13 protein-coding genes, 1 tRNA gene and 1 pseudogene are annotated in these 16,736 nt (G+C 56.9%); 3 read left to right on the top strand and 12 right to left on the bottom strand.

From position 1 onward, the window contains the following. Positions 1 to 58: 58 nt before the first annotated feature. Together ACR0NW_RS17000 and ACR0NW_RS17005 are read right to left on the bottom strand one after the other, a co-directional pair. Positions 59 to 676 carry a nicotinate-nucleotide adenylyltransferase gene (locus tag ACR0NW_RS17000; protein WP_480451389.1) on the bottom strand — a complete coding sequence of 206 codons (618 nt, stop codon included), beginning with the start codon at positions 674 to 676 and terminating at the stop codon, positions 59 to 61. A gap of 35 nt (positions 677 to 711) precedes the next feature. After that, positions 712 to 1,182, bottom strand: coding sequence for an MOSC domain-containing protein (locus ACR0NW_RS17005; RefSeq protein WP_480451388.1), 471 nt, complete (start codon positions 1,180 to 1,182; stop codon positions 712 to 714). A 137-nt stretch (positions 1,183 to 1,319) separates the two neighbouring features. On the opposite strand from ACR0NW_RS17005, the gene ettA reads away from it, so the two are divergent. Beyond that, positions 1,320 to 2,987 (top strand): energy-dependent translational throttle protein EttA, encoded by a 1,668-nt coding sequence (gene ettA, locus ACR0NW_RS17010; protein WP_480451387.1) that lies wholly within the window; start codon positions 1,320 to 1,322, stop codon positions 2,985 to 2,987. Between the two features lie 300 nt (positions 2,988 to 3,287). Here ettA and ACR0NW_RS17015 read toward each other — a convergent pair whose 3' ends face one another. The 9 genes and pseudogenes from ACR0NW_RS17015 to ACR0NW_RS17055 form a co-directional block, all read right to left on the bottom strand. Next, positions 3,288 to 3,881 carry a GNAT family N-acetyltransferase gene (locus tag ACR0NW_RS17015; RefSeq protein WP_480451385.1) on the bottom strand — a complete coding sequence of 198 codons (594 nt, stop codon included), beginning with the start codon at positions 3,879 to 3,881 and terminating at the stop codon, positions 3,288 to 3,290. Next, the gene (locus tag ACR0NW_RS17020) at positions 3,874 to 4,272 is read right to left on the bottom strand and encodes a ketosteroid isomerase-related protein (protein ID WP_480451383.1); all 399 of its coding nucleotides are present in this window, start codon (positions 4,270 to 4,272) and stop codon (positions 3,874 to 3,876) included. The genes ACR0NW_RS17015 and ACR0NW_RS17020 overlap by 8 nt, the downstream gene beginning before the upstream one ends. Then, positions 4,269 to 4,727: an arsenate-mycothiol transferase ArsC gene (locus ACR0NW_RS17025; RefSeq protein ID WP_480451382.1), complete on the bottom strand. Its 459-nt coding sequence runs from the start codon at positions 4,725 to 4,727 to the stop codon at positions 4,269 to 4,271. The genes ACR0NW_RS17020 and ACR0NW_RS17025 overlap by 4 nt, the downstream gene beginning before the upstream one ends. A gap of 3 nt (positions 4,728 to 4,730) precedes the next feature. Beyond that, a pseudogene (locus ACR0NW_RS17030) lies at positions 4,731 to 5,213 on the bottom strand (UPF0262 family protein); the annotation flags it as partial. A gap of 96 nt (positions 5,214 to 5,309) precedes the next feature. Then, the gene (gene hisD / locus ACR0NW_RS17035) at positions 5,310 to 6,611 is read right to left on the bottom strand and encodes a histidinol dehydrogenase (RefSeq protein ID WP_480451381.1); all 1,302 of its coding nucleotides are present in this window, start codon (positions 6,609 to 6,611) and stop codon (positions 5,310 to 5,312) included. 100 nt (positions 6,612 to 6,711) lie between these two features. Then, complete coding sequence (locus ACR0NW_RS17040) at positions 6,712 to 7,155, bottom strand: GNAT family N-acetyltransferase (RefSeq protein ID WP_480451379.1); 444 nt, start codon at positions 7,153 to 7,155, stop codon at positions 6,712 to 6,714. A 54-nt stretch (positions 7,156 to 7,209) separates the two neighbouring features. Then, positions 7,210 to 7,686 (bottom strand): DUF2948 family protein, encoded by a 477-nt coding sequence (locus ACR0NW_RS17045; protein ID WP_480451378.1) that lies wholly within the window; start codon positions 7,684 to 7,686, stop codon positions 7,210 to 7,212. Further along, complete coding sequence (murA, locus tag ACR0NW_RS17050) at positions 7,683 to 8,951, bottom strand: UDP-N-acetylglucosamine 1-carboxyvinyltransferase (RefSeq protein ID WP_480451377.1); 1,269 nt, start codon at positions 8,949 to 8,951, stop codon at positions 7,683 to 7,685. The genes ACR0NW_RS17045 and murA overlap by 4 nt, the downstream gene beginning before the upstream one ends. A 6-nt stretch (positions 8,952 to 8,957) precedes the next feature. After that, complete coding sequence (locus tag ACR0NW_RS17055; protein ID WP_480451376.1) at positions 8,958 to 9,113, bottom strand: hypothetical protein; 156 nt, start codon at positions 9,111 to 9,113, stop codon at positions 8,958 to 8,960. 82 nt (positions 9,114 to 9,195) lie between these two features. On the opposite strand from ACR0NW_RS17055, the gene ACR0NW_RS17060 reads away from it, so the two are divergent. Then, positions 9,196 to 9,270 (top strand) — tRNA-Thr (locus ACR0NW_RS17060). 604 nt (positions 9,271 to 9,874) lie between these two features. Here the strand turns inward: ACR0NW_RS17060 and ACR0NW_RS17065 are convergent. Next, entirely contained in the window at positions 9,875 to 15,133 is a 5,259-nt protein-coding gene (locus ACR0NW_RS17065; protein ID WP_480451375.1) for a beta strand repeat-containing protein, read from the bottom strand. A gap of 577 nt (positions 15,134 to 15,710) precedes the next feature. Between ACR0NW_RS17065 and ACR0NW_RS17070 the strand changes: the two genes are divergently transcribed. After that, complete coding sequence (locus ACR0NW_RS17070; protein WP_480451653.1) at positions 15,711 to 16,697, top strand: AraC family transcriptional regulator; 987 nt, start codon at positions 15,711 to 15,713, stop codon at positions 16,695 to 16,697. Positions 16,698 to 16,736 lie beyond the last annotated feature (39 nt).

Below are 16,736 nucleotides of genomic sequence, written 5' to 3' on the forward strand. Positions count from 1 at the left end.
AAAATCCCAGAGACTGCCGCCATGCAACAGCGTTTCCCGTATTATGCGCGCAACGTTGCTATTCCCGCAACAACCCGGAATTCCAGTCGCCGCGCGTGCGAATCTCGGTCGAGCTCAGATTGACCATCGGCACGTTCACGAAGCACCATGCAGGTGCCGCAGCCCGTCCCAGCAGGCGCCGGGCCTGACCGTCAATTCTGTATCTACCATAGGCACGCGCCGCAGGAGACATGCGTGCCGAAATCCGATCACCCGGACGCGCCACAACACCCACGGGAACCGTATCCATGATCATCCGCCAGTCCTGCCAAAGGTGAAGCTGCGCCAGATTGTCAGCCCCCATAAGCCAGACAAACCGCACGCCGGGATAGAGTTTTTTCAAAGCGGCAAGCGTATCGGCCGTCGCACGGGTCCCTGTCAGCGCTTCAATCCCCGTCACCTCGACACCCGGGTGTCGCATCAGTTGTCGCGCCGCCTCGATTCGTTGCGGCAGCGGTGCAGGGCCTTTCTTCTTCAGCGGGTTGCCCGGTGAAACCAGCCACCACACCCGATCCAGCCCAAAGGCTTTCATTGCCTCCAGCGTTACATGCACATGGCCTTGATGTGGCGGATCGAATGACCCGCCGAACAGCCCCACGACCTGCCCGGGTCGCGAATAAGGGATCGAATACCGCATCATCCTTTGCTGATGTTCAAATTCGGCAGGGCTTGTCAATCAATCGGTTGCACCGCATCGCCCAGCCTGACCCGACCGGGCCGCACCACCTCGGCGCACCATCCCCCATGCCCGCGCACGGCAGAATAGCCGCCCTTACCCAGCGCTTCCTCCATCCGGCTGCACGGCGCGCAGATGACGGTGAGGCGCAAAATGGCTTCGCCCACCTGTACCTCACGCCCTTTAAGTGCTGCCAAATTAATGCCAGACACGACCAGATTACGCCTCAGTACGTCCGGCGTGACCGGCCGTTGTCCGAGAAAGCTGCCAATCGCCGCCAGATGCTCCTGCTGGATCAAAGTCACTGCGCGCTTGCCCGCGCGGCTGCGGTCGCCATCCAGTCCGCTGATTGAGATATTAGCCTCATCCACTACAAACATCTTAACCCGACGCTCGGGTCGCAGGCCGATCCAGTAAATACTTCCGGATTGTGCCCAACTGGCAATCAACTCTGATAGTTCTGACAAACCGCGCCTTCCTTTTACGAAGTTAATCTAACTGAATCCTACACCCGTCAGAATTCACAAAACCACCAGCTTGCCCCGCCCGCCCGCCTCAGATATCCAGCGTTCCAACCTGATTTCCCCGACCCAGAGGACGCGACATGGCCGCCTATCAATATGTCTACCACATGCAGGGTGTCTCAAAGACTTATCCCGGTGGCAAGAAGTGCTTTGAAAACATCCACCTGAGCTTTCTGCCCGGCGTGAAAATCGGCGTCGTCGGCGTCAACGGCGCGGGTAAATCGACATTGATGAAGATCATGGCTGGCCTCGACACCGATTTTTCGGGTGAGGCCTGGGCCGCCGAAGGCGCCAAGGTTGGCTATCTGCCGCAGGAACCGCAGCTGGATGAATCTCTGACCGTCCGCGAGAACGTCATGCTGGGCGTGGCCGCGAAAAAGGCCAAGGTCGACCGGTTCAACGAGATCGCAATGGAGATCGCCGAGAATTACTCGGACGAGCTGATGGAGGAAATGACCACCCTGCAGGACGCGATCGACGCCGAAAACCTGTGGGACCTCGACAGCCAGATCGATGTCTCGATGGAGGCGCTGCGCTGCCCGCCGGATGATGCCAACATCGCCAATCTCTCGGGTGGTGAGAAACGCCGGGTGGCGCTCTGCAAGTTGCTGCTCGAAGCACCCGACATGCTGCTCTTGGACGAACCGACCAACCACCTGGACGCCGAGACCATCGCCTGGCTGCAACAGCACCTGATAGATTACAAAGGCACCATCCTGATCGTCACCCACGACCGCTATTTCCTGGATGACATCACCGGCTGGATCCTCGAACTCGATCGTGGCCGCGGCATTCCCTACGAGGGCAACTATTCCGCATGGCTGGAACAAAAGGCCAAACGGCTGGAGCAGGAAGCCCGCGAGGACAAGTCCAAGCAGAAGACCCTGCAGCGCGAATTGGAATGGATGCGCCAAGGTCAAAAGGCGCGTCAGGCCAAATCCAAGGCTCGGATCAACGCCTATAACGAGCTGGCCGAACAGTCCGAACGCGAAAAGCTGACCCGCGCCCAGATCGTCATCCCCAACGGCCAGCGCCTTGGCGGCAAGGTGATCGAGGTCGAGGGTCTGTCGAAGCACATGGGCGACAAGCAACTGATCGAAGGGCTGGACTTTGCCCTGCCTCCCGGCGGCATTGTCGGCGTCATCGGCCCCAACGGCGCCGGTAAATCGACCCTGTTCAAGATGCTCACCGGTCAGGAGCAGCCTGACAGTGGTACCATCACGCTGGGCGACACGGTCGAGCTGTCTTATGTCGACCAGTCCCGCGACGACCTCAAGGATAACGACACTGTGTGGGAGGCAATCACCGGCGGTGCCGAGATCATTCAATTGGGCGACGCGCAGGTCAATTCGCGCGCTTATTGCTCGTCCTTCAACTTCAAGGGCGGTGACCAGCAGAAGAAGGTCTCGCTACTGTCAGGGGGTGAGCGCAATCGCGTCCACATGGCCCGCCTGCTGAAAGAGGGCGGCAACGTCCTGCTGCTCGACGAACCGACCAACGATCTGGACGTTGAAACCCTACGTGCGCTGGAAGACGCTCTGGTCGATTTCGCTGGCTGCGCCGTGGTCATCTCGCACGACCGCTTCTTCCTCGACCGCATCTGCACGCATATACTGGCCTTTGAGGGCGATGCGCATGTGGAATGGTTCGAGGGCAACTTCGAGGACTATGAAGAAGACAAGAAGCGCCGTCTGGGACCGGATGCGCTGGAACCCAAACGGTTGAAGCATAAGAAGTTCGCACGATAAAAGAGTATTTGAGGGTGGTGTCCGGCCACCCTCAGTCCAATTTTCCGGGGGGTGCTCTGGTTTACCTGTCTTACGCCTGTTGAGCGGGCAACGAGGAAGCCGAAAGTAAGGTTCTTTCAGAAGAACTTCGACCCGGCAACCTCTGATCCAAAAACCTAGCGATGCAATATTCCATTACGGGGACGAACTCGGCCTTGGGATAGGTCCGCAGCAGCGCGACTAAATCCCCCGGCAACGTCGATAATATCCTGCTTCCTTGTCAGATTTCGGGCCGTGAACGCCCAAAATCAGTGAGCAGGGCTATAAATCCCGAATCCAGAACTGCAGCGGCTTTAGCGTTTCCTCATCTTCGCCCAAATCCTTCCACGAGAACTGAGCGATAGCTCCGGGCAGCGGTTCGTACCCTCGCGCACGCCAGAACGCATCGAGCGGGCGATAGGTGTCTGGGCGCATGGGGTGGTCGGCGGGGCGTTGAACGCCGCAGAAGGCGCATTTGGGAAAACCCAGACTGCGGGCGTGGGCCTCGCGCAGGTCAAAGAACTTATGCCCGACGCCCTGCCCGCGATAGGCAGGCAGCAGGACGGATTCGGCGCAATAGAATATGTCGCCCAGATCCAGTCCGGTTCCCTCGAACGCTGCCGCGAAGTCGTCGGCGTGATCGACAAGGGGCGCGCCGGTTGAGGCGCCGATCAGTGTGTCGCCATCAAAGGCGCCGACAACAAGGGCGCCAGCGCTGTCGCGGTAGGATTGTAGGTAGCTGCGTTCGTACTCCAGATCGCCATCATAGAGATACGGCCAGGCGCGAAATACGTCGATCCGAAGGCGCGCCACGTCGTCCAGCGCGTTTTCCAGCGCGGGTCCGGTCAGGGCGCGAACCTCGGAAACCTTAGCCATTCGAGACCTGCTTTACCCAATCCGCCAGATTGTAGAACGTGGTCACGCGGGTGATTTTGCCATCCTTCAGGTCAAAGAATGACCCGGCAGGCAAGCGGTAGGTCTGGCCGTTCGCTTCGGGCAAGCCCGCATCGGTTTCCAGATAGGTGCCGTTCACGATGAATTCCGCCGCCGCACGGGTGCCGCCCTCGGCTTCGAATATGACCATGTCGGTCAGAAGCTCTTTGTAGCAGCGGTTCATGTGGGCGCAGAATTCAGAGAACTGTTCCTTGCCGACGCGAATCTGACCTTCGTTCACGTGATGGGCAATGTCATCGGACAGGCAGGCCAGCATTCCGTCAACGTCACCGGCATTGAAGGCTTCGAAATAGTTCTGGATGGTCTGGTTCATGATATCTCTCTGGGTTCTCCCCAGCGTTCCGTGAGGTGCTGGATGATCTGATCGCGGGTTTGTCTGTAGTGATGTAACTTCTGTTCCCGCGCCTCGCCCAGTCCGGTAGGGTCCATTATTGGCCAATATTCGACATCGAGGTGAAAAAAACGCGTAAGTTCCAGCGCCTTTCGCTGGCTTGCCGGAGACAGCGCGATAATCAGGTCGAAGGAACTGAGGTCATCGCCCCACTGTTCCATCTCGTCGAAGGAACGCGAGCGGTGGCGCGAAAGCTCGACATTGATCTCCTGACAGACTGCGATGCAGAATCCGTCGATTTCGAGGTCGTTGTGGACACCCGCCGACTGAACATAGGTTCCGGTTCCGTAGAACTTTTTCATGATGCCTTCGGCCATCGGCGAGCGGACCGAGTTGTGGTCACAACAGAACAGAACCGAATGCGGAAGCGGCTGCACGCGTTAGCCTCCGAAATGCAGCACGCAGATCAGCGTGAAAAGGCGGCGGGCGGTGTCGGTGTCGATATCGGCCTTTCCCTCAAGCCGCTCCTGCAGGACGCGGCTGCCTTCATTGTGAATGCCGCGCCGGGCCATGTCGATGGTTTCGATCTGACTGGGAGGCAGCGTTTTCACGGCGTTGAAATAGCTTTCGCAAATCTGGAAATAATCTTTGACCACCTGCCGGAACGGACCAAGCGACAGATGGAACTCGGCCGCTTTCTGGCTGTCTTCGGTTTCGATATCAAAAACCAGCCGCTTTTCGCGGATGGAAAGCTGCACGTGATAGGGACCATCCGGCACCACCCGGTCATCGCGACTGGGCAGGGAGAACGAGTTCTCCTCGAGCAGGTCGAAGATGGCGACCTTGCGCTCCTGCTCGATCTCCGGTGTTGGCGGAGGCAGGTTACGGTCATCCAGTTCAATATGCGATATCCGAGTCATCTTTTGATCACGGTCCTTTCGGGTCGGGACAGACCTATATCAACGAAATTCGATCGGCAACGCACGGAACCGGCACATTTGCCAGACTGATGCGTCAAATCAACCGTTCAGGCGATCCAGCCGGGCGCGCACGGAAAGCCCATGCGCCTCAAGGCTTTCCGATTGTGCCAAGCGCTCAGCTGACGGGCCGATGGCGCGCAAAGCCTCGGGCGTCATCTGGCTGAGCGTCGTGCGTTTGAGGAAATCCATCACGCTGAGGCCGGATGAAAAGCGCGCCGAGCGGGCGGTGGGTAGCACGTGGTTCGGTCCGCCGACATAATCCCCGATGGCTTCAGGGGTGTACTGACCCAGAAAGATCGCGCCTGCATGAATGGTTTTGGCGCTGAGCGTGACCGGGTCGGCCACGCAAAGCTCCAGATGTTCGGGCGCGATTCGGTTGGACAGGGTGGCGGCTGTATCCAGATCAGGAACGGTGATCACTGCGCCGAAGTCACGCCAGCTTGGCCCCGCGATCGCGCGCCGTTCGAGGGTTTCCAGACGTTTGTCCACGGCTTGCGCGACAGCCTGTCCAAAGGCGGCATCATCAGTGATCAGGATCGACTGCGCGCTTTCGTCGTGCTCGGCCTGGCTGAGCAGGTCCAGCGCAATCCAATCGGGATCGTTGTCCTTGTCGGCAATGACCAGAATTTCCGACGGCCCCGCGATCATGTCGATGCCAACCTTGCCGAACACCCGCCGCTTGGCTGCGGCAACAAAGGCGTTGCCGGGGCCGGTGATCTTGTCCACCGGTCGGATCGTTTCGGTGCCGTAGGCCAGGGCTGCAACCGCCTGCGCACCGCCGATGCGGTAAATCTCATCCACGCCGGACAGTTGCGCGGCCAGCAGGACCAGCGGGTTCACCTGCCCGTCCGGTGTCGGCACAACAATCGCCAACCGCTCCACTCCTGCCACCTTGGCCGGGATCGCATTCATCAGCACCGAAGATGGATAAGAGGCCAGACCACCCGGAACGTAAAGCCCGGCTGCCGAAACCGCTGACCAGCGCCAGCCCAGAGTGGCCCCGGTTTCGTCTGTCCATTCCTGATCCTGCGGCAACTGCCGTTCGTGATAGGCCCGAATACGCTCGGCGGCCAGTTCCAGCGCTGCGCGGTCATCGGAGGAGACCGAGTTCGCCGCCTGAGCGATTTCCGCATCGCTGAAGGCCAGAGAATCCGATATCAGTTCCAGCCGGTCAAACTTGGCCGTCAGTTCGATGACGGCAGCATCGCCGCGTGTGCGCACGTCGTCGATGATCTGCGCCACCACGGCATCCACATCCGGGCTGTCTTCGCGCTTGGCGCCGAGCAGGGCCAAGAACGCAGATTCGAAGTCGGGGGATGTGGAATCTAGAAAGACGGGCATGATCGGGTCCTCTGGCGTTTGTCCGGGACATATCGCCCGACAAGTGTGTCCTCAAGCCTTCACCACGAGGGTGCAGCGATTTGCGCAGGGCGGCGTGATCTTACAGCGGCTTGATCATTCTGTTTTCGGTAGGGGCCTCTGACGACCTATCGGGTTGCCATCCCCGGTTCAGATAGAATTCCCGCGCGGTTTTTGTGCTTTTGAGCGCCGCGACCGCGTGACCGGACCGCTTCAGCTCTTCCTCAAGTCCGGACAGCAAGGCAGAACCCACACCTTTACCGGTGCTTTCGGGTGAGACGTAAAGAACAGAAATCTCCCCTTCAGGAGAAATGGCCCCAACACCCGCAGGCACCCCGCGCAGTAAGGCAAGCCACAGCCTATGATCGCCTCTGAGCCAGTTAAGCATGTCCACTGGCGTCTTATTCGATGTCCAGCGCGCGATTTCTTCGGGATCGCCTTCATGATCCGCCGCGCATAGGCGGGTGATGGATTGGATCAGAATACGGCTCATGTCGAAGGCGTCGAAGACCGCCGCCTTTCGCAACTCAATCTCCGGCGCTGATGAAAACGCCTGCGATATGCCGCGCTTGTTCTGCACCTATTCCGGGTGGTTCGGGGCGTGTCCCGATGGCGCCCGGTAGGGGCGGGTGACGTCCCTGAGGGTTGCATCTACGGCTTCGACTGCAAGCCGCACCGCGCCGTCGCCCGCAAGGGTCAACAGAATCTGCCCGGCGCCGTCTTCTGCGGCTTCGAAATCGACTGACAACAGCGACAGGATCACATCCTTGTCCTTGCGATCTATGCCCTGACTGGCAACTGACAGAACATTGTCGAAGACCAGCACGGACTGCACACGTTCATACGCCCGGCCCCGGCGCGACGCGGCGTCCTTGTCTTCCCACCGAAATCGGTTGAGCAGCAGAGCAAAGCGCCGCTCGGACGGGCGCCATGACATCTCGGTCACCGGGAAAATGGCATCCTGCGTGAGGGTCGAAATAACCTGCAGGTCATTCGCATCCTCTGCGCCAAGGTTCAGTGGGGCTTCGCGCCCGTCTTCAAAGGTTGCGTCCGTCATTGTCCCTTGATCCGTTCGATCTTTGCACCCACGCCTTCCAGCTTGCGCACCACATGTTCATAACCGCGATCCAGATGATAGACCCGACTGACCGTTGTTTCACCCTCTGCTGCCAGCCCGGCCAGAATCAGTGAGACCGAGGCGCGCAGGTCCGTCGCCATGACCGGCGCGCCTTTCAGTCCCTCGACACCTGTCACGGTTGCCGTGCCGCCGTGAACTTCGATCTGGGCGCCCATCCGCATCAGTTCGGGCGCATGCATGAAACGGTTCTCAAATATACGCTCCTCAAGCACCGAGGATCCTTCGGCGGTGCACATCAGGGCCATCATCTGCGCCTGCAGGTCGGTCGGGAAGCCCGGGAAGGGTTCGGTCGTGACATCCACTGCACGGACGCGGCCATTCTTGCGGGCGACCGTCAGACCGTTTTCGGTTTCTTCCACGCTGATGCCCGCTGCCTCCAGTTTCTCAACGAAGGAACCTACCAGCTTTTTGCGTCCGCCTAGCAGCTCAACCTCGCCACCGCAGATGGCCGGGGCCAGCATGTAAGTGCCCAGCTCGATCCGGTCTGTTACCACCTGATGCGTTGCGCCGTGCAGCCGGTCGACACCCTGAATTTCGATAGTCGACGTTCCTTCGCCTTCGATCTGCGCACCCATCTGGCGCAGACACTCGACCAGATCGACAATCTCGGGCTCGCGCGCGGCGTTTTTCAGTACCGTGGTTCCCTTGGCCAGAGTGGCCGCCATGACCATGTTTTCCGTCGCCCCGACCGAGGCAAAACGCATCTCATGCACTGCGCCTTTCAGGCCACCCGGCGCCTGCGCGTGCAGGTAGCCGTCCTTCAGTTCGATTTCTGCCCCCAACGCCTCAAGCGCTTCGACATGCAGGTCCATCGGTCGGGCGCCGATTGCGCATCCGCCGGGCAAGGACACAACTGCCTGACCGAACCGCGCCAACAGCGGCCCTAGCACAAGGTTGGACGCGCGCATTTTGCGCACGATCTCGTAGTCGGCGGTATGGCTGGTCAGATCATGGCTGGACATCGCCAGCACCTGACCGTCCTGCAGCGACGACACCTCGGCTCCCAGTGATTGCAGCAACAGCGTCATCGTCTTGATGTCACTGAGGCGCGGCGCGTTGGTCAGCGTAAGCGGTTCTTCGCTCAGCAATGTCGCAGGCATCAACGTGAGGCACGCGTTTTTGGCCCCCGCAATCGGAATCTGGCCGTGAAGCGGCCCGTTGCCCGTTACCAGAATCGAATCCATCTGCTCTTATCCCTCGTCCTGACCCGGCTTATCGTCCTGCGTGGCCCGCGCCTTTGCCTGCGCCTTGCGCCTTGCAAGGTTGGCCTTGAGAGCGGCCTTCAGGCGATCCTCGCGGGCATTGTCGGATTTACCGTGTTTTTTTGGTGAACTTTTGTCTGCCATGGCCTTTCTCTACAGGAGGGGAAAAAAACCGTCCAGACACCCTTGCGCCGCGTTTCGTTTGAGTCTAATCACCCGCCACAGCGCTGCTGTAGCTCAGAGGTAGAGCACTCCCTTGGTAAGGGAGAGGTCGAGAGTTCAATTCTCTCCAGCAGCACCAGATATCCCTAAATTATCTGACGTCGTAGAAGAAACTCTTCTCTCTATACTGGATCGCTTTCTCGTTCGGACAGCACCGGGGCAGCACAAGCCGCCCTTCAATTCTTAACTATGAATTTTCGAAATTACTCCGATTAGATCGAAAACTCAGACCGGTGTGGTTAGGTCTTTCTGATCAGTTCTCTCAGTTTTCGCTCCAATTCCGATGGCTCAAATTAGAGATTTGTCCCCGATGTAATTGGAGAAACCATTGTTGCTACTCGCAGTGAACCATCAAAACCTGTGGCTTCCGGACGACCGTACACAAGCCAGAGGATGTGATTAGTCATTCAACCAAATGTGCTGCCAGTTTTTCAAAGCTGCCCCACAAAGTGCAGAAACCGGGCTTGGCAAAGTTCAGTGGACGGCCCAAAGCCGACCACCGCTTGGACATCTGCATAATGCATCCGTAGCCCGCATTCCTGCCTATCGCTGCAGGTACAAACACTGGGGGCGATCGAACTCATATTTTCTCAACGAACCAGACACTCAATGATTTACCTCGACTGTCCGGTAACAATTGGCATCAGCTTAGCTGCGCGTTTTTGAGCCACTATCCGAGCCGCTCAGAATTGCCAGTTTAAACCCGCTTTTACGTAGGGTCCTTGAGCCCCGCCACCGAACTCTTTCTCTGCAGTCAGCTCCAACTTGGCTCCAGACGAAAACTCCTTTTCGTAGCCGAGCAATAGATTGCCCCCAGTAAAACTAGATGCAGCAAAAGTCAGTGAGTTTGTAGCGGAGAATACAGTAACGTCTGCCGTCGAGTCCCCCAGATTACGGCGGTGCACACCGCCAAATTGACCAATGAGCGTACCGGCACCGTTGATCGACTTCTTCGCTTCCAGCCCAAGCCGTGCCTCCAACACTTCTGTCGTTACTTCGCCCACTGTAGCATTCACGTCAGAACCGGTTTCGGTATAGCTGTCATCGTCCTGTCGGGTATATCGAACATTACCAAACCCCAGCAGATCAACGCCGGCGTCAAGATTGATTGCCCGCTCAATGCCGGCGCGAACTGTCAACAGAGTGCTGTCGTACTCTCCATCCGCGTCTGGGCTGCCCGAGATAGTTCGGGTTCTGTCAGTTGAAAGAAATCCAAAACCCAGATCAGCTTCGACCAGATATTCTCCGAATTGTCGTCCGGCGGCTACGCTCAGGTAAACAGTGTTCGTGTCAAAGGTAGAATTATCACTGTCGCCATCGGCGTAGAACACCCCCAGTCCTAGCGCCAAGGATACTCCGTTCTCCAGCTGCCCCGTAATTCCGGCGCTGCTATTGATCAGACTAAGGTCGGTTCTGTCCCCGGAACTATCCTCAAATCGTTTCCCTTGGGCGTCAATCATCGCAAAGGGCTTGAGACCGGATTTAGTGAGGGGTTCTGTGTCACTGAAAGACAAGGCTCGGCCAACTTCCGGCACTGCATCGTAGTTCAGTGCGTCACGAACGCTGCCGATGGCCTCGCCGTAAGTCGCAATGACATCGCGCGAAGTGAAGAGCCCACTGGAATCGACGGCAGCATAAACCGGATCTGTGCCACCTTCATCCTGCACGAACCAAACGGAACGGTCGTCAGAAACCGTTGTAGTGAACGTTCCATTCTCAGGGGCCGCATCCTCGAAATAGAACACCGCACTTCTACCCTGTGCATCCAGATTCACATCGTGATCCGCAACCCGGATTGTACCTGTAACTGTGTCACTGGTGTCCAGATTTACCGACCCGGAGCCCGTCTCCAGGTAGATAGCGTAGGCTTCGCCACTTTCTGATGTTGCCGAGATTGCACCCACATCCGAAATCACCCCGTCATGGTTCTCGATGTAGAGACCATAGGCGCTTGCACCGGCCCCGCCGGACGCTGTCGCTTCGATCGTTCCGCTATTTGCAAACTCGCCCTGCAAATTGTTGATACGAATTGCTGAGGCAGTAGCGCTGGCCTGGCTTGTGGCATTTTCCAAATCAACGCGCGCACTCAGATATCCCACATTGGACACAACACCGGTAGTTTCGCCGCCAAGTTGAACCGCGTTTGCCACGACGTTTTGCGCCCCGGTCGCCTCGGCCGTCATCGAGCCAGCATTTTCGAAATCACCAATAAGATCGCCGCTCAAGTGCAGAGCATAGGCACTTACATCTCCGTTTTCGGATACTGCCTGTGCAGAAATCGAGCCAGAGTTCGAAATATCCCCAGCGAACCCGTCACGGCTTTTGATATATATCCCATAGGCATTTGCATTACCTGCGCCGGTTGTGGACGCGGCAATTGTTCCACTGTTGGTAAACTCGCCTTGCAAATCCTCGATATTGAACGCCGCCGCAGTTGCCATGGCGCTGCTTGTAGCGTTGTTCAAACTGGCCGTCGCGCTTACATATCCACTATTGGACACAACGCCTTTGACTTCGCCACGAAGGTAAACTGTGTTTGCCTCTACACTTTGTGCCCCGGCTGCCTGAGCAATCATTGAACCTGTATTGGTTATATTGCCTGCAAAATTGCTGCCAACGTAAAGCGCGTTGGCTGCCGCATCGTCGGCATTGGAAACGGCTTCTGTAGCGATTGATCCCGAGTTGGAGAAACTTCCGCTAAGATCATTGTCGACATAAATTCCACCTGCGGTGACATCCTCATCGCCGGACGCCGTGGCCGTGATACTTCCGCCATTATTCACATTACCAACCAGGTCGATGCCGACATAAGCGCCAAAAGCTTCGGCGTCGTCTGTTTCGGCATTGGCTGTGATGGCGATAAGGCCGGAATTTCTAAAATCGCCGATCAGGTTGTCGTCAAAATAAAGCCCTGCAGCCGTTGCGTCGTCGCCGCCGTGTGCCGAGGCGGAAATGGCGCCGAGATTATCAACATTTCCAGTGGCGTCCCCATCGACGACGGCAAATCCAATTCCGAACGCATCACCCTTTGTACCCTGCGCGGACACATCAACAGTTCCGGAATTTTGCACTGTTCCATCAAGGTCGCCTGCAACAAACACGCCGTGAACGGCGGCTGTCTCGCTTCCGGTGCCCTGAGCCGCGATTGTCCCACTGTTTGAGATATCTCCGGTCATGCCGTCCGAGACAAACAGCCCGTAAGATACGGCCTCAGAACTCTCCGAATTTGCAGAGGCAGAAATCGTGCCGGAGTTGTCGAAATTCCCTGCAAGACCGCGAGAAATGAAAACCCCTGCAGCGGTCGAGGATGTGTAGCCGTCCACCTGAGCGCTGATGGACCCCTGATTGACGATATTACCAGTCATGCCTTGGTCGGCCCATAGACCATAAGCATCTGCTTCCGAGTCCTCTGCCGTGGCAGACGCAGTGATCGTACCCGAGTTGCTGAAATCGCCAGTCAGCCTGTCAAAGGTACTGATACCCGCAGCGATTGCGGAAGAATAACCATCGGCCTGAATATCAATGATCCCGCTATTCGCGATGTTGCCATTCATTTCATCACCGACATAAAGGCCGAATGCTTCGGCTTCGCTGTCTCTGGCCGTCGCGTCGACCGTTACCGAGCCAGAGTTTGTAAAACTGCCATCCAGATTTTCGTCGATGAGAAAGGCTCTGGCGTCCGCATCCGTTGCCGCGTTTGCCGTTATGTTGATTGTACCGCTGTTTTCAATGTTTCCGGTCATACCTCGTTCAAGTTGGAGCCCGTAAGCATCTACACTGGATGATTGATCCAACGCTCTTACGACGAGTGTTCCGGTGTTTGAGAAACTTTCAACCATCTCCCCCGGTGCGTAAACGCCCGCGGCGGATACGCCGGAAAAACCATTGGCCAAAACATGGATCGACCCTTCATTCAGGATGTTCCCGGTCGCGCCATCACTACTGCTCACGTACACGCCATATGCGTAGGCTTCGTCCGCCTGAGACACCGCTGACGCCTGAATTGTGCCGGAATTTGTGAAATTCCCATCAAGACCCCGTATGATGAAAAGCCCATATGCCTCTGCCGATGAAAAGCCATCTGCAGTTGCGCTTAAGGTTCCGCTGTTCGTGAAACCACCGTCCACACCCTGTCGTACATAAAGGCCGTAAGCGTCGGCATCCGCAGATGCTGCTCTTGCAACGACTGAGACCGTGCCGGAATTATTGACGTTGCCATCCAAACTGCCGCGAATGCTGAACCCGGCTGCCGTGGCGGATGATCCACCATCAGCGTAGGCCAATACGGTGCCGCTGTTTGTGATATTTCCGGTCATGTTTTCGTCGACACGCAGACCGTACGCATCTGCTTCGGATGATTGACCGAGCGCTATGGCACTAATCGTGCGCGAGTTGTTAAAATCACCGTTCAGGTAGTCAGAAATTCTAACTGCGCTGGCTGATGCAAAGCCCACGCCATCGGCCTGCGCGCCGATAATTCCACTGTTCGTTATGTTACCATTTGCATCGTCGTCGATCTCAAGACCATTGGCCGTAGCAGGCCCACGGTTTGATCTTGTGACAACGCTGATCGAGTTGGAGTTTTCGAAATCGCCCTCAAGGTCGTCGGAGGCGTAAATCCCAACGGCTCGCCCAATCCCTTCAGCGACGGCCCTGACCTGAATTGCTCCACTGTTTGTCACCGTGTCCCTGAAATCATTATTGATGTGGAGGCCGAATGCGGATGCTACCCCCGATTGCCCCGTCGCGGCCACGGTAACGGTTCCGCTGTTTTCAACAGCCCCGCCGACATAGTTTCCAACATACAGCCCCATGGCGGATGCTGCTGTAGCCCCGACGCCACGGACATTGACGTTGCCGCTGTTTACGAGGTTTCCCTCTACGCCGCTTCCGCTTTGAAGACCGTAGGCTTCGGCCTTGGCAATCTGGTCCTGCGCAACAACGTTGATCGTACCAGAGTTGGTGAAATCACCGGTCAGCCGACCAAGGGCGTAGTAGCCTGCAGCGGTCGCCGAAGAATATCCATTGGCGCGGGCGTCGACGATGCCGCTGTTCAGAATGCTCCCGGTCACGCCGTTGTAGGAGAATAAGCCGTATGCCCTGGCATCATCATTGACGTTATCTGTCGCGGTTACTGTAATCGTACCCGCGTTTGTTACATCCCCGGTAATTTGTCCCGGCACATAGGCTCCATAAGCAAGTGCATCTGCCGCGCCTTCAGCCTGTACGTTGATGTTACCCGTGTTCGACCAATTGCCCGATGCGGCGCGACGATAGCGGACGCCATAGGCCGTTGCCCGCGAAGACGCGGAGTTGGCACTTACATTAATAGAGTTGGAGTTCTGAAAGTCGGTGTTCATCTCTTCGTAAAAGAAGAAGCCGGACGCCAAGGCCTGAGTTTCGCCATTGGCCGTTACGTCGAACGTTCCCAAGTTTTCGACGAAGCCGGACGCCAGGACATCTTCGTCAAATTGGGCACCAAAGGCATTCGCGTATGCTGTAGTAGACGTTGCAGATACCGTTACGGCCCCTGAATTGGAGAGTTGGCCAGCAAACGACTGATCAAACCGAAAGCCAAATGCACGAGCAAAGGGCGACCGGTCGGTGTCAACCAGGATAGTACTGTTGTTCACGATCTGCCCTGTCGAACCCAGTGCTCCGTTCAGAAACAGGCCATAGAGGGTTGCTTCAGAGCCCCCTTCAATCGAAATCGTTCCGTCATTGGTGAATACGCTGGAATAATCAGTGTCGATCGTAACGGCGGGCGCGGCTGCGCCGGTCGTGGTCACTGTCCCTGCAGTTACCGTGACTGCGCCCGTTGAAGTGACGCTATTATCTTCGTCGATGGCAAATACAGCCTGTGCGGTTTGCGGGGCCGAGATCTCTTCTGCGCCAACCAGATCCGCACCCAGAACACCAAAGGATGCTGATGTTAGAAACAAGGATGGCGCAACACTAGCGACCCTTCCTTTCCACTTCACAAGACGTCCGCCACGAGCCACGACCCTCGGTTCGTGACGCTTACTTTTACTATTATTCACAGGAGACCTTTTGATTCTTGAGCTTACTGAACAGCCTCAAATTCGGCACGCTGGGCCGATTTCTGATCCGTGCAGCGCTTGGAACTTGAAAGGCATTTCGTTTTGAAGCCGCGCCGCATCTGCAACCCTTGAGTTTATTGTTTTCAGTGAACTCGTTTCAGAGTTGACGCATAGTAAGACTTGGCAAGCCCCATCCGATCAAGGACAGTTCACGCAAACAGCCGGACAGTTTGCGCCAATCTGTCGTTCTAGCGCGCGCGATCTGGCCGAACGGTCACTCGGCGCGAAATTCCGGTTCAAATGATTGTCATTCCACAAACCGGTCGCTAGACGAACGAATGCCTATTGTGGCAACGACCAGTTCACTTCCCCACTAGAAACACGACGCAGCGTGTGAGCTGCCAAAACAAAGACTCTCAAAGTGCCGAACGCAGACAATCCGTTGAATCACAAGACCATCGCAGCGGCTGCTGCCAACATGGTAAGCTATGCCATTTCGCGCGGAGTTCCGGTCACGGAAATCGTTGAAGAGTTGGGCATCGACCCGGCTCAACTGCTCAACCCGAATGCCAGGATTAACGAGGACGATTTCCCAAAGATCATGAACAAGATGGCCGCGTCTTTGCCGGGCGAGCCGTTTACGCTGGATCTGGCAAAAGTCACGCCGTTTTCAATCCTGGGCTATGTGAGTTCGGCGGTCGAGTTTGCTCCAACGGTCCGAGACGCATTGGAAATGCTGGTTCAGTACCGATCGGTCCTTTCGGATCGACTGCATCTTACTCTTGAAGAGACACCCACACATACGCGCCTAGGCATATACCACCCGATGGATGGTCTGGATAATGGTGGCACTGCAGAGTTCGGTTGTGCGTTGTTGTACCGGACAATGTGCGAGTGGTTTGACCTTGCTGACGCAATTGCCGAAGTCCAATTCGCGCATAAACCTTTTCTGGAACATGAACAGTACGAAGAGTTTTTCGGTACCAAAGTAACATTCGAACAACCGAGGAATACGCTGGTGATTGCCAGCGACGCGCTTGATAGACCTAGCCGTTTATCCAGCAGACCTTTGTATGATTACGCACGCGCGCATTTGGAGCGTGCGCATGAGGAGAACGGCCTCTCGAATCTGGGTATCCAAGACCTGCAGAAAGTGCACGACGCAATTTGCGAGAACGCTGCCGTTGGCGAATATGGCGCAGCGGCCCTTGCAGAAAAACTTCACCTTAGCCTGAGGTCTCTGCAAAGGCTCGTCGGCCAGCACGGCAAGGAACTGCGGGAAATGCTTGAAGACGTGCGCGAGGCAAATGCCAAACGCCTGCTTTCAAATCCTGACCTCAGTGTCGATGCCATTGCACAGTTACTCGGCTACTCTGACGACAGGGCATTCCGCCGGTCTTTTAAGCGTTGGGCCGATCAGTCTCCCTCGCAATACAGAGAAACGCTAAAGATACAAAATTCATAAGCACGATTTCTTCGCCACCTTGTTCCAGGATATAGCGCG

Source organism: Ruegeria sp. CF5 (assembly GCF_056537325.1).

Coding starts and splice junctions, on each gene's coding strand:
- ACR0NW_RS17000 (WP_480451389.1), bottom strand. CDS start 676: ATGCGGTATTCGATCCCTTATTCGCGACCCGGGCAGGTCGTGGGGCTG.
- ettA (WP_480451387.1), top strand. CDS start 1,320: ATGGCCGCCTATCAATATGTCTACCACATGCAGGGTGTCTCAAAGACT.
- ACR0NW_RS17015 (WP_480451385.1), bottom strand. CDS start 3,881: ATGGCTAAGGTTTCCGAGGTTCGCGCCCTGACCGGACCCGCGCTGGAA.
- ACR0NW_RS17020 (WP_480451383.1), bottom strand. CDS start 4,272: ATGAACCAGACCATCCAGAACTATTTCGAAGCCTTCAATGCCGGTGAC.
- hisD (WP_480451381.1), bottom strand. CDS start 6,611: ATGCCCGTCTTTCTAGATTCCACATCCCCCGACTTCGAATCTGCGTTC.
- ACR0NW_RS17045 (WP_480451378.1), bottom strand. CDS start 7,686: ATGACGGACGCAACCTTTGAAGACGGGCGCGAAGCCCCACTGAACCTT.
- murA (WP_480451377.1), bottom strand. CDS start 8,951: ATGGATTCGATTCTGGTAACGGGCAACGGGCCGCTTCACGGCCAGATT.
- ACR0NW_RS17055 (WP_480451376.1), bottom strand. CDS start 9,113: ATGGCAGACAAAAGTTCACCAAAAAAACACGGTAAATCCGACAATGCC.
- ACR0NW_RS17070 (WP_480451653.1), top strand. CDS start 15,711: ATGGTAAGCTATGCCATTTCGCGCGGAGTTCCGGTCACGGAAATCGTT.